The organism is Methylomarinovum tepidoasis (genome assembly GCF_030294985.1).
GTDB lineage: Bacteria > Pseudomonadota > Gammaproteobacteria > Methylococcales > Methylothermaceae > Methylohalobius > Methylohalobius tepidoasis.
This window is the reverse complement of the sequence record NZ_AP024718.1, coordinates 101,298-113,892: the sequence shown is the minus strand read 5'-3', so window position 1 is coordinate 113,892 and position 12,595 is coordinate 101,298. Positions and strand designations below refer to the sequence as shown.

Below are 12,595 nucleotides of genomic sequence, written 5' to 3'. Positions count from 1 at the left end.
TCAATAATACCGCCACCGGTACCACCAGCGCCCGACGATCTCGTGCACCAGCAGGCGGTTGCGGCGCAGGGCCCGCATTTCCGGCAGCCAGTCGAAAACGGCGTATTCGCTGAAGGTCTGGAAATAGACCGTTGGTGCCGGGACCACCGTCAGCCCCATGGCCTCGAAGGCTTCGCGGGCGCGGGGCATGTGATAGGCGTGGGTGACCAGGAGAATGCGTCCGATTCCCAATTGCTGCAACAGCCGGCTGCTGTAGCGGGCGTTTTCGTAGGTGGAGCGGCTCTGTTCCTCCTTCCAGGCTACCGGGACGCGGAATTCGTGTTCCAGGATGTCGGCCATGATGGCCGCTTCCGAACGTTCGCCGGGGGCGCGCCAGCCCCGTCCGCTCACTAGAACCGGCAGGCCGGTGCGGCGCTGCAGCCAGGCGCCGTAACGCACCCGTTCCAGCCCCAGTCCCGCCAGGTTGTCGCGGCCGCCGTATTCCGGGGCGCGCGAATAGCGGGTCGCCCCGAGGATGACGATGGCCTCGGCGCGGTTCCGGGCGGTCTTTGGATCTACGGGTGGGGGAACGGCCATCCAAGTCCACAGCAGCCGGGTGGTCGCCGGCAGCGAAGCCAGATAGAGCAACCCCAGCCCCAGGACCGCCACCCAGGCGACTCCGCGGCTGCGCCACAGGATCAGGCCGGCGGCGATCAGCAGGATCGGCCCGCCCGGCAACAGCAGCAGGCGTTCCAGCAGATGGTTCAGGACAGCTTTCGGCACCGTTCCAGACAGCGGTGGAAACGGGCCCAGTCGAAGGCGGGGCCGGGATCGGTCTTGCGTCCCGGGGCGATGTCGCTGTGGCCGGTGATCCGCTCCGGGGTCAGGCCGGGGTAGCGTTCCAGGAGCAGGCCCACGATCTCGGCCAGGCGCCGGTATTGCGCCTCCTCGTAGGGAATGTCGTCACACCCCTCCAGTTCGATGCCGATGGAAAAGTCGTTGCAGCGTTCCCGTCCCCGGAAGCAGGAGCGGCCGGCGTGCCAGGCGCGGCGGTGGAAGGGGACGTACTGGGTCGGTTCGCCCGCGCGGTCGATGAGCACATGGGCGGAAACCTTTAAATCGGCGATGGCGGCGAAGTAGGGGTCGGCAGCCGGATCGAGACGGTTGCTGAACAGGGCGTCGATGTGGCCGCCGCCGAACCGTCCCGGCGGCAGGCTGATGTTGTGGATCACCACCAGGGAGATCTCCCCTGCGGGGCGGGCGTCCTGATTGGGGCTGGGGCGGCGCCGGACCGGGGTCAGCCAGCCGTGTTCGATGGACAGTTTTGTCATGGATGTGACGATCCTGTGCGTCGGAATTGTGGTTTTGGGAAGCCGGTCACGGCATTTTCACGCGCCGCCGATTAAGCTTGGTGCAAAGCCTGCGACGGCCCGTGTCAGTGGTCGTCGCCCGTTCGATTCCCGGAGTGCAGCCCATGAATGCCAAAAAAGTCGTCGAAATCCATACCGCCGGCCGGATCTCCAAAGCCCAGGCCGGGCCGATCATCGCCGAATGCCGGTCGTATTTCCAGAAGGAATACCAGCCGCTCCTGGAGCGCTTCTTCGCCAGGCTGGACGATGAGCTGTTCGCCCTGTCCGACAAGGCGGTCAGCAGCACCCTGCAGGAATTATACTTCGAAGCGATGCGCTATCTGCGCCGGGAACGGGAAAACATTCAGAAAAGCTATCTGAACGCCCTGCTGCGCGGTTACGACGAATTCTGGAATGCCTCGCAGCCGGCGCAGGCCAGACCGGCCGCCTCGCTGGAATTGGACGAGGACGATTTCTCCCTGGTGGAGGAGGAGAACCTGGAGGAGGAACTGGCGGTTTCCACTCTGGCGAACAAAGGCAACACCCTCTACCATCGGGAACTGTTCGCCCTCAACCAGCGGTTCGCCAGACTTGCCGACCGTAAAGAAATCGGCGATGAGGACAACCCCTTCGGCCCCCAGCAACTGGGGCAGCGTTTCGCCGAGGTGCTAAGACCCCTGACCCTGGAGCTCAAGGTCCGTCTCGTCATCTTCAAGTTCTACGAGCAGACGGTCCTTCCTGAACTGGAGGACATCTACGACGGCTTGAACGAGCTGCTCGCCGCCAAGGGGGTGCTGCCGGAGATCTCCAGGAAGGTGAAGAAAAGGAAAGCGGCGGCCGCCCCGGCTGCCGCCAAGGCCGGGGAAACGGTTGCCGGCGGCGTGTCCGCCGAAGATCAGGCCGTCTACGTCCAGGCGGTGCAGGCGATGCACTCGCTGCTGGCGGCCTGGCGTTCCCAGGTGGGCCTGCCGTCCCTGTCGGCCAGCGCCCATCCGGACGCTACCGTCAGCGACAGCGGCGAGGTGGTCGGCGCGCTGTCGGCGCTCCAGGACCCGGAGCAGGTGGCCAAGCTCACCGAGGCGCTGGCCAGCGGCGGAGATGTCAATCTCAAGCTGGTGCTGGCCGAGCGGCTGAGTGAGATCCACGGCGACAAGCGGGCCTTGGCCCAGGTGGACGAGGACATCATCGACATGATCGGGATGATCTTCGACTTCATCCTCGAAGACCGCAACCTGCCGGATACGGTCAAGGCCCTGATCGGCCGCCTGCAGATCCCCATCGTCAAGGTGGCGATTCTGGACAAGTCCTTCTTCTCCAAGAAGAACCACCCGGCGCGGGTGTTGCTCAACCGCCTCGCCCACGCCGGCATCGGCCTGTCGGGGGACGAGAACCTGGAGGCCAATTCGGTGTTCCGGCAGATTTCCGCCTCGGTCAACCGGATTCTGGAGGAGTTCACCCAGAACGTCGATCTGTTCCAGGAGATCCTCACGGATTTCGAGCGCTTCATGGAAGAGGAAGGCCGGCGCAGCCAGTTGCTGGAGGAGCGCACCCGCCAGGCGACCCAGAGCAAGGAGCATCTGGCGCTGGCCAAGAAGGAGGTGGCCGGGGAGATCCGCCACCGTCTCCAGGGACGGGAGTTGCCTGCGTATCTGCGCCAGTTTCTCACCCACACCTGGAAGGATATTCTCCTGGTGGCCTGCCTGCGGCGCGACAAGGAACCGGAACTCTGGGAGGCCAAGCTGGCCCTGACCGACACCCTGCTGGCGAGTCTGCGGCTGCCTGCGAATGACGGTGAGCGCAAGCGAATGCTGAAACGCCTGCCGGGTCTGCTGCGGGCCCTGCGCCAGGAGCTGGAGGCGGTTTCCCTGGATCCGAAGCAGATCGCCCTGTTCTTTCGGGAGCTGGAGCAGGCCCATCGTCCTCTTCTCGATCCCGCCGGGGATGCGGCCGTCGATCCCCGGCTGGCGAAGGAACTGGACGTCATTGCCACCAATCTGCCCGAGGTGGACGACATCGAAGTCAGCGAATTGACCGATTTCGACGAGGCTGACATCGAGGAAGAGATCGTCATGCTGGAGGAGGGGATTGAAGAAGAGGAAGGTGACGAATTCCTCGCCCAGGCCCGCGGCCTGGAAGTGGGGGACTGGATAGAACTCAAGGACCCACGCGGCAAGACCGTCCGGGCCAAACTGTCCTGGGTCAGCAAGGTGACCGGGGTCAGGATTTTCGTCAACCGCCGTGGCGTCAAGGTGGCCGAATACACCCTGCCGGGGCTGGCGGCGGTGTTTCGCCGCGGCGAGGCCAAGCGCATCGACGGCAAGGTGCCGCTCATGGACCGGGCGCTGGCGGCGATGATGGCGACCCTCAAACAGCACCCGGCCAAGCAGGAGGGCGGGGACGAGCCTCCCGCTTCCCAGGCTTCGCTGGCGCTATAGCAGGAAAGGGGCCAGCAGCACCGCCATCAGACTCAGCACCTTGATCATCGGATTGATGGCGGGCCCGGCGGTGTCCTTGTAGGGATCGCCGACGGTGTCGCCGGTGACCGCGGCGTGGTGGGCCGGCGAACCCTTGCCGCCGTAGTGGCCGGCCTCGATGTATTTCTTGGCGTTGTCCCAGGCGCCGCCGCCGATGCTCATGGCCAGGGCCAGCAGCAGTCCCGAAGCCACCGCCCCCATCAGCATCCCCCCCACCAGCAGCGCCATGCTTCCCGGCGGCAGCCAGGGGGCCAGCAGAGCCGCCGTCAGGGGGGCCGCCACCGGCAGCAGCCCCGGCGCGAGCATGCTGGCGATGGCGGCCCGGGTGAGCATGGCGACGGCATGGGCGTAGTCGGGCGCTTCCCGGCCTTCGAGGATGCCGGGGCGCTCGCGGAACTGGCGCCGCACTTCCTCGACCACGCGGCCGGCGGCTTTCCCCACGGCTTCCAGCGCCAGGCCGCTGAACAGGAAGGGCAGCAGGCTGCCGCAGAAAACGCCGCCGAGCACGAAGGGATCGTCGAGGGAGAAGACCAGTCCCTGTCCCCGCACCCCGAATTCCAGCCGGTAGGCGGCGAACAGCGCCAGGGCGGCCAGCCCCGCCGACCCGATGGCGAAGGTCTTGGTCAGGGCCTTGGTCATGTTGCCGGCGGCATCCAGGGCGTCGGTGCCGCCGCGCACCGATTCCGGCAGGCCCGCCATTTCCACGATGCCGCCGGCGTTGTCGGCCACCGGGCCGTAGGCGTCCATGGAAATGATGGTGGGGGTGAGCGCCAGCAGGGCGGTGGTGGCGACGGCGATGCCGTAGATGCCGGCCAGCTGGTGGGCGGTGATGACGCCGACCGCCACCAGCAGGGCGGGGAACGCCGCGGATTTCATGCCCACCGCCAGGCCGGTGATGATGTTGGTGGCGTGGCCCCGGCAGGAAGCCTGGGCGATGCGCTGCACCGGCGGGAAGCGCAGGGCGGTGAAATAGGCGGTGTCGATTACCAGCCCCAGGCCGACGCCGAGGCCGACCAGGGCGGCCTGGAACAAAGCCGGCGGCAGCGCCAATGCACGGGTCAGCCACCAGAAGCCGAAGGCGCTGAGAATCAGGCCGATCACCACGGTGCGCAGCAGAGCGGCTCCGACCTGCCGCGATTTCCCCAGCCAAAGGAACTGGCCGCCGACCAGACCGGCCAGGAGCGCCACCCCGCCCAGGGCCAGCGGATAGGTCTGCAGCAGCGGCGTCTCCGGGGTGCGCCAGGCGGCCACCAGAATCGCCGCCACCAGGGTGACGGCATAGCTTTCGAACACGTCCGCCGCCATGCCGGCGCAGTCGCCCACGTTGTCGCCGACGTTGTCGGCGATCACCGCCGGATTGCGCGGATCGTCCTCGGGGATGTTCTGCTCGATCTTGCCGGCCAGGTCGGCGCCCACGTCCGCCGCCTTGGTGAAGATGCCGCCGCCGAGCCGGCCGAAGATGCTGATGAGCGAGGCGCCGAATCCCAGGCCCGCCAGCGGTGCCAGGTTTTCCCCCCGGGCCTGCAGCCACAGGTGGAATCCCAGGACAGCCGCCAGCGCCAGGCTGCCGAGGAGGAAACCGGTCACCGCGCCGCTGCGGTAGGCGATCTGCAGGGCCCGGCCCAGGCGGGTTTGGGCGGCGGCCGCGGTGCGGACGTTGGCGCGTACCGCCACCGCCATGCCGATCAGCCCCGCCAGGGCCGAACCGATGCCGCCCAGCGCAAAGCCCCAGGCGGTGACCGGCCCGAAGCGGGGAATCCACCACAGCAGGGCGAAGATGACCGCCCCCACCGCGGCGATGGTGCCGTACTGGATGCGCATGAAGGCGGCCGCCCCTTCACGGATGGCCAGATAGGGCCGCCGCAGGGCCGTATCGCCTTCCGGCTGGCGCAGGATCCACAACGCGCAGCCGAGGGCGTAGAGACCGCCCAGGGCGGTGGCGATCAGCGTCAGTTGCAACGACCAGTGCATTTCTTTACCCCCTCGCCAGGAACCCGGCGCCAAGTCCGTCGTCTTATGTGCGACCACAGTTTACACGGCCTTTGGCCCCTGAAATAATGCAACACGCAACTTCGATCCTGCCAACCCACCCACGCGAGACTTCCATGACCACGCCCTTCAGTGACGAACTGGCGCTGCTCGTCGACGTGCTGCCTCTGGCGCTGCGCGAGCGGCTGGCGACCCTGCCGGAAGACGGCCTGCTGGAGATCGTCATGGATCTGGGGCGCCCGCCCCAGGCCCGCTATGCCGACCGTGTGGAGGTTCTGGAGGACCGGCCGGTGGGCCGCGAGGACATCGCCCACGTGGTCGCCCAGGTGGGCGAGTTCGGAGCCGACAACCGCGCCGGCATCGAGGGCACCCTGCACCGCATCTCGGCGATCCGCAACCGCAAGGGAGACGTCATCGGCCTGACCCTGCGCGTCGGCCGCGCCGTCAGCGGCACCATCGAACTGATCCGCGACCTGATCGCCTCCGGCCGCAGCCTGCTGCTGCTGGGCCGTCCCGGAATCGGCAAGACCACCAAGCTGCGCGAAGTGGCGCGGGTGTTGGCCGACGATTACGGCAGGCGGGTGGTGGTGATCGACACCTCCAACGAGATCGGCGGCGACGGCGACATCCCCCATCCGGCCATCGGCGGTGCCCGGCGCATGCAGGTGCCGCGGCCGGAGAAGCAGCACGCGGTGATGATCGAGGCGGTGGAGAACCACATGCCGGAAGTGATCGTCATCGACGAGATCGGCACCGAGGCCGAGGCCCTCGCCGCCCGCACCATCGCCGAGCGCGGCGTCCAGCTTATCGGCACCGCCCACGGCAACACCCTGGAGAACTTGGTCCAGAACCCGACCCTGTCGGATCTGGTGGGCGGGGTGCAGACCGTGACTCTGGGGGACGAGGAGGCCCGTTTCCGCGGCACCCAGAAGACCGTCGCCGAACGCAAGGCCCCGCCCACCTTCGAACAGGTGGTGGAGCTGGTGGGCCGGGACGAGCTGATCGTCCACACCGACACCGCGGCGGCGGTGGACAGTATCCTCCGCGGCGAGGACGCCGGCGGCATTCGCCGCACCCCTGACGGCGAAAGCCGGGTGGAAGCCCCGGCGCCGGAAACCGCCGGCAAGCCGCTGTCGTCCGAGGCGCTGAAAGGGGAGGTCCGCATCTACCCCTATGCGGTCAGCCGCGACCTGGTGGAGCGGGTCATCCGCAGCTTCCGCTTCGACGCCCGCACCGTCTCCAGCCCAGAGCGGGCCGACATGATCCTGGCGCTGCGTTCCCGCGCCGATGACGGCCGCCTGCGCCGCATCCTGGGTGCCACCGGTCTGCCGCTGCACACGGTGAAGAAAAGCAGCACCGCCCAGATCCGCCGCCTGCTCAATCACGTCTTCAGCCAGGCCGAGGAAACGGCCGAGGCCGACATCGACGCGGCGGTGAAGGAGGCGGAGGCGGCGGTGCAGAAGGTTCTGGAGGAAGCGGTGGAAGTGGCCCTGGCGCCGCAACCACGGGAAGTCCGCAAGATCCAGCACCACATCGTCAACCGCTACCATCTGGTGGCCGAAAGCGTCGGCTCCGACCCGCTGCGGCATCTGGTGATCTATCCCGACTGGACCGAAGCCCGGTCGTGACGAAAAAGCCCCTCGGTTCAAGGGGCTTTTTCGTCGTAGCGGCTTATGAGCTTGCAAGGGCGGGGAAGGGTCTGTCAGCGGCCAGGGAGGGCCGCGCCGGGCCTAAATTCACGGACGAATTTCGGTCCGGCAGACCCTTCCCCGCCCCGGAAGCCGGACTGTCAGGTCCGCATCAGTCGAAAACCGTCTTTTCCAGGACGTTCAGCGCGCCGTCGAGACGGTACTGAATCGGAACGCCGGTGGCCAGCTCGTAGGCCAGGATCTGCTCCGGGGTCATGTCTTCCAGGTGCATGATCAGCGCCCGCAGGGAATTGCCGTGGGCGGCGATGAGCAGATTCCGCCCTTCCCGCAGGATCGGCGCCAAGCGGTCCTTGAAGAAGGGGATCACCCGGGCGGCGGTCGCCGCCAGGCTTTCGCCGTTGGGCGGCGGGGTATCGTAGCTGCGCCGCCAGATGTGCACCTGCTCGGCGCCGAACTCCTGGCGCGCCTGATCCTTGTTGAGCCCCTGGAGGTCGCCGTAGAAGCGCTCGTTGAGCTCCTCGGCGAAGTGGATCAGCAGGGTGTCCTCGTCCTCGGGGCCGGGTTTGAAGTGCTCGTACCAGGCGCTGTCTCCTTCGTGGACCCGGCGGTAACCGCTACAATGCCGGTTGAGCCGCAGGATTTCGTACAGGGTTTCTTGGGAGCGGATCAGGGTGGAGGCGTAGGCGACGTCGAAGCGCTGGTCGGCGAGACGTTCGCCGGCCTGACGGGCTTCCTGCAGCCCCTGGGGGCTGAGGCTGACGTCGATCCAGCCGGTGAAACGGTTCTGCAGATTCCAGATCGACTGACCGTGACGGATCAGGGTCAGGGTGGCTGCTTTCATGAAATATCGACTCCTGAGATTGCTATGAGCTCAAAATCTACTAATTCTAATCTGTCTTGGATCGTTCGAAAAGCCATATGGCCCAATGCTGGCTTGACATGGGGTTTGTGACAGGGTGTCCTTGTAAGGGCTTCCCAGGCGAACCAATGCGTGCTGAGGACGACGTCGTTGTGTCGGAGGATGAAGCAGCCCATCGGTTGGATATTTGTGATATTTTACCGCCGCTTGAAGAATGTGTAGCGGAGGAAGAATGAAAGCACGGGTCAAATGGATCGAAGACGTTCTGTTTCTGGGGGAGAGTGGCAGCGGCCACGGGGTGGTGGTCGACGGTCCCCCTGAACATGGCGGCCGCAACCTGGGGCCACGGCCGATGGAATTGTTGCTGCTGGGGGTGGGCAGCTGTTCGGCCTTCGACGTGGTCCACATTCTCAAAAAAGGCCGCCAGCCGGTCAGCGACTGCGAAGTCCGCGTCGAGGCCGAGCGCGCCGATACCGTCCCTAAGGTCTTCACCCGCATCCACCTCCATTTCGTCGTCAGCGGCCGCGGATTGAGCGAGGCGGCCGTGCGCCGCGCCGTATCCCTGTCGGCGGAAAAGTATTGTTCGGCATCGATCATGCTCGGCAAAGCGGCGGAAGTCAGCCACAGTTTCGAGGTGGTCGATCCCGGGGCCCAAGATTAACGTCGTTCGAGGTTCACCAGCCGATGGAAAAACTGAAACTGCACGGTTTCAACAACCTGACCAAGAGTCTGAGCTTCAATATCTACGACATCTGCTACACCAGCCCCAGGAACCAGCAGCGCTATATCGAATACATCGACGAGGCCTACAACGCCGAGCGGCTGACCAGGATTCTCACCGACGTGGCCGACATCATCGGCGCCCACGTCCTCAACATCGCCCATCAGGACTACGACCCCCAGGGGGCCAGCGTCACCATGCTGATCTCCGAGGATCCGGTCGGTCACGGCAGCTGCAATGCCGAAACCCCAGGTCCTTTGCCGGACACCATTCTGGCCCATCTCGACAAGAGCCACATCACCGTCCACACCTATCCGGAAAGCCATCCCCACGAAGGCATCAGCACCTTCCGCGCCGACATCGACGTGGCCACCTGCGGTAAGATCTCCCCCCTCAAGGCCCTCAACTACCTGATCCACAGCTTCGAGTCCGACATCGTCATCATGGACTATCGGGTGCGGGGCTTCACCCGCGACGTCACCGGACGCAAGCTGTTCATCGACCACGAAATCACCTCGATCCAGAATTTCCTCGCCGAGGACACCAGGGCCCGCTACCAGATGATCGACGTCAATGTCTATCAGGAAAACATCTTCCACACCAAGATGAAGCTCAAGGAGTTCGATCTCGACGACTACCTGTTCGCGCCCGACGACGTCGTGCTTTCTCCCGAGGAGCGGGAGGCCGTATGGCGGAAGGTGCAGCAGGAGATGGACGAGATCTTCTACGGCCGCAACTACGACTGAGAGCGAGCCTGCGGACTACATGGCGTGGATGAAGTTGCTCATCAGGGTCTGCAGGCCGTAACGCAGCACCGGATAGCTGTAGTATTCCCGCGCCAGGGCGAAGTTGTGGTCCACCATCTGCCAGCGGTAGTCGGCGTCGTCCAGGACCCGGCGCACTTCCTCCACCACGTGGCGGTCGACGAAGCCGTCCATGGCCGGCACCCGGAAACCCTTGGGCTCGATGTCGCGGGCGAATACGGAATAGCGGTTCACCATGATCGGTTTGCGGTGGTAGACCGCCTCCAGGAAAGCGTTGCCGAAGCCTTCGTACAGGCTCGGATAGGTCACCAGGTCGGCGTGGGGATAGAGGTCGTCGAGGGTGTAGATTTTGTGTCCGTGTTCGTCAAGGCGGCGTTTGTCCTCGACCCGGTCGCCGAAGTAGCGCACGTCCACTCCCTCGTCGCGGGCCAGGTCCATCAGGCGGTTGAAGTATTCCATGCCTTCGTCGCCGACGCCGTGGGACAGGATCAGCTTGCAGCGCGGATCGTTCAGGCGCCGCAGCAGGGTGATGGCGTGCTCGATGCCCTTGCGGGGCACCACCCGGGTCGGCTGCAGCACCAGGATATCCTCCTCGCTCAGCCCCAGTTCCTGGCGGATGTCGGCGTTGTAGTCGTCGATGCCCGGCGGCGGGCGGTCGAAGTTGAGGACGTTGGGAATCAACACCGAGGACAGCCCCTTGCGCCAGGCCAGCTCCTCGCGGGCGGCCTGGTTGATGACCACGTGCTGCATCTCCGGCAGGCGGGGCGGGAAGGCCATCTCCAGATAATCGGCGATGGGGGAGATCTGGAACCGCTCCCGTTCCCAGTAAAAGTCGTGGTGATGGCAGATGGTAGGGATCTTGGTTTCCATCAGGAATTCGATGATCGCCACCCCCAGGGGAACGTGCATGGGAATGGTGAGGGCGTTCTGGACCACTAGGCGGGTGATGTCGAAGCGATCCACGAATTCATAGAGGGTGCCTTTGAGGTGTTCGGCCAGATCGCGGATGCGCCGGCTCACCTCGGTGGTGCGGCGGGTGCGGCCCCACAGCTGCCGATTGATCCATTCGTTGTCCGGATGGCCGAAGTAGGCCTCCGGCACCAATAGGCTGATTTCCCGGGCGCGGTCGAGTTGGCCGGCGTACCAGAAGCTGATGTGGCGATCCTCCCAGAACACTTCGGCCCATTTGGCCGATTCCAGGGAGACGCCGTCAGTGCCGGCGAAGCGGGTGGAGACGAAGCCGATGTTTTCTGCCATGGAGGATGGGTTCGTTGGCGTGTTTCATTCTTAAGGATAGCGCTCAAACCGAGCGCCATTATAAGGATTTTGCGGCTCCAAGGGGGTGGCAGGCATAATGGAATAAAAAACTGTCAGGAAGACCGTGCGGATCGCGATCGTTCATTACCATTTGCGTCCCGGGGGCGTCACCCGGGTGATCGAACATGCCGGCCGGCTGCTGCGCGACGCCGGCCGGAAGGCGGTGGTGCTGGCGGCCGAGGCTCCGGGAGACTTCCCGGTGCCGGTCAGGGTGGTGAAGGAGCTGGCCTACGACGAGGGAAGGGAGCCGGTCGCCGTCAGCCGATTGCACGCGGCGCTGACGGATGCTGCCGCGGCCACTCTCGGCGGGGCGCCGGACGTGTGGCATTTCCACAATCATCACCTGGGCAAGAATCTGGCCCTGCCGCCGGTCGTGGCCCGGCTGGCCGCCGCAGGGGCGCGGTTGTTGCTGCAGATCCACGATTTTCCCGAGGATTTCCGCCCCTACAATTACCAGCGCCTGCGCCGCTTCCTGGGCGAAGATTTCGCCGCCTGCTACCCGTCCGCCCCCCAGGTGCATTACGCCGTGCTCAACAGCCGCGACCGCGCCTTTCTGGCCGGTGCCGGGGTGGCGGCCGAACGGCTGCATCTTTTGCCCAATCCGGTCTGGTTGCCGCCGCAGGACGGGGAGGAGAGGCGCTGGCCGGAAGGACGCCTGTGGTTGTATCCCACCCGGGCGATCCGGCGCAAGAACGTCGGCGAATTGCTGCTGTGGGCCACGCTGGCCGAAGCGGGCGATCATTTCGCCACCTCGCTGGCGCCGGAGAACCCGCGCGAGCAGCATTTCTACCGTCACTGGGAGGCCCTGGCCCGCGAGCTGGCGCTGCCGCTGAGTTTCGATCTGGCCCACCGGACCGGCTGGTCCTTCCCGGCCATGGTGCGGGCGGCCCACTGTCTGGTAACCACCAGCGTGGCGGAAGGTTTCGGCATGGCGTTTCTGGAACCCTGGCTGCTGGAGCGGCCGGTCAGCGGCCGCGATCTGCCGGATATCACCGCCGATTTCCGCGAGGCCGGGCTGGATCTGGACCACCTCTACCCCCGTCTGGAGGTTCCGCTCGAATGGCTGGGGGAAAAACCGTTGCGGCAGCGCCTGGCGGAGGGGTTGAGGGCGCTGTATCGGGCCTACGGACTCCCCGAACCGACGGCCGACCAATGCGCTCGGGCCTGGGCTGCCTGGGTGCGGGAGGGACGGGTGGATTTCGGCCGTCTCGACGAACCCCTGCAGACCCGGGTCATCCGCCACCTTCACCGCAGCGCCGCCGCCCGCCAGTCCTTGCCCCGGCGGCTGCCGGTCCCGTCGCCGCAGACGGTGGCCCGCAACCGAACCGTGGCCCTTCGGCATTACGACCTGCGCCACTACGGCGCGCGCCTGGAAAGCCTTTACGCCGCCCTGCTGGCCGCCCCCTGCACCCCGCCCGGCGCCTTGGACGCGGCGGCGCTGCTGCACCGGTTTCTGCAACCCGAACGTCTGTGTCTGCTACGCCTGTGAACGAT

General features: G+C 65.8%; 10 protein-coding genes. 5 read left to right on the top strand and 5 right to left on the bottom strand.

Annotated elements, in window-relative coordinates; genetic code table 11:
- Together MIN45_RS00580 and ampD are read right to left on the bottom strand one after the other, a co-directional pair.
- Nucleotides 1–762 carry a YdcF family protein gene (locus MIN45_RS00580; RefSeq protein WP_286292688.1) on the bottom strand — a complete coding sequence of 254 codons (762 nt, stop codon included), beginning with the start codon at nucleotides 760–762 and terminating at the stop codon, nucleotides 1–3.
- Nucleotides 744–1,310: a 1,6-anhydro-N-acetylmuramyl-L-alanine amidase AmpD gene (gene ampD / locus MIN45_RS00575; protein WP_286292687.1), complete on the bottom strand. Its 567-nt coding sequence runs from the start codon at nucleotides 1,308–1,310 to the stop codon at nucleotides 744–746. The genes MIN45_RS00580 and ampD overlap by 19 nt, the downstream gene beginning before the upstream one ends.
- A gap of 143 nt (nucleotides 1,311–1,453) precedes the next feature.
- Between ampD and MIN45_RS00570 the strand changes: the two genes are divergently transcribed.
- Nucleotides 1,454–3,763, top strand: coding sequence for a DUF1631 domain-containing protein (locus MIN45_RS00570; RefSeq protein ID WP_286292686.1), 2,310 nt, complete (start codon nucleotides 1,454–1,456; stop codon nucleotides 3,761–3,763).
- On the opposite strand, the gene MIN45_RS00565 is transcribed toward MIN45_RS00570, so the two are convergent.
- Nucleotides 3,758–5,773: a sodium-translocating pyrophosphatase gene (locus MIN45_RS00565; RefSeq protein WP_286292685.1), complete on the bottom strand. Its 2,016-nt coding sequence runs from the start codon at nucleotides 5,771–5,773 to the stop codon at nucleotides 3,758–3,760. The two genes, MIN45_RS00570 and MIN45_RS00565, sit on opposite strands and share 6 nt — an antisense overlap.
- 134 nt (nucleotides 5,774–5,907) lie before the next feature.
- Here MIN45_RS00565 and MIN45_RS00560 point away from each other — a divergent pair, with 134 nt between their 5' ends.
- On the top strand, nucleotides 5,908–7,419 hold the full coding sequence (locus MIN45_RS00560) for a R3H domain-containing nucleic acid-binding protein (RefSeq protein ID WP_286292684.1): 1,512 nt from the start codon (nucleotides 5,908–5,910) through the stop codon (nucleotides 7,417–7,419).
- A gap of 172 nt (nucleotides 7,420–7,591) precedes the next feature.
- On the opposite strand, the gene MIN45_RS00555 is transcribed toward MIN45_RS00560, so the two are convergent.
- Complete coding sequence (locus MIN45_RS00555; protein ID WP_286292683.1) at nucleotides 7,592–8,281, bottom strand: 2,3-bisphosphoglycerate-dependent phosphoglycerate mutase; 690 nt, start codon at nucleotides 8,279–8,281, stop codon at nucleotides 7,592–7,594.
- A 250-nt stretch (nucleotides 8,282–8,531) separates the two neighbouring features.
- Between MIN45_RS00555 and MIN45_RS00550 the strand changes: the two genes are divergently transcribed.
- Together MIN45_RS00550 and speD are read left to right on the top strand one after the other, a co-directional pair.
- Nucleotides 8,532–8,960, top strand: a complete 429-nt coding sequence (locus tag MIN45_RS00550; protein WP_286292681.1) for an OsmC family protein — start codon at nucleotides 8,532–8,534, stop codon at nucleotides 8,958–8,960.
- Nucleotides 8,961–8,983: 23 nt separating this feature from the next.
- Nucleotides 8,984–9,766, top strand: a complete 783-nt coding sequence (gene speD, locus MIN45_RS00545) for an adenosylmethionine decarboxylase (protein WP_286292679.1) — start codon at nucleotides 8,984–8,986, stop codon at nucleotides 9,764–9,766.
- A 15-nt stretch (nucleotides 9,767–9,781) separates the two neighbouring features.
- On the opposite strand, the gene MIN45_RS00540 is transcribed toward speD, so the two are convergent.
- Nucleotides 9,782–11,041, bottom strand: coding sequence for a glycosyltransferase family 4 protein (locus tag MIN45_RS00540; protein WP_286292677.1), 1,260 nt, complete (start codon nucleotides 11,039–11,041; stop codon nucleotides 9,782–9,784).
- A 124-nt stretch (nucleotides 11,042–11,165) separates the two neighbouring features.
- Here MIN45_RS00540 and MIN45_RS00535 point away from each other — a divergent pair, with 124 nt between their 5' ends.
- A complete protein-coding gene (locus MIN45_RS00535) occupies nucleotides 11,166–12,590 on the top strand; it encodes a glycosyltransferase (RefSeq protein WP_286292676.1) in 1,425 nt (474 codons plus the stop codon).
- Nucleotides 12,591–12,595 lie beyond the last annotated feature (5 nt).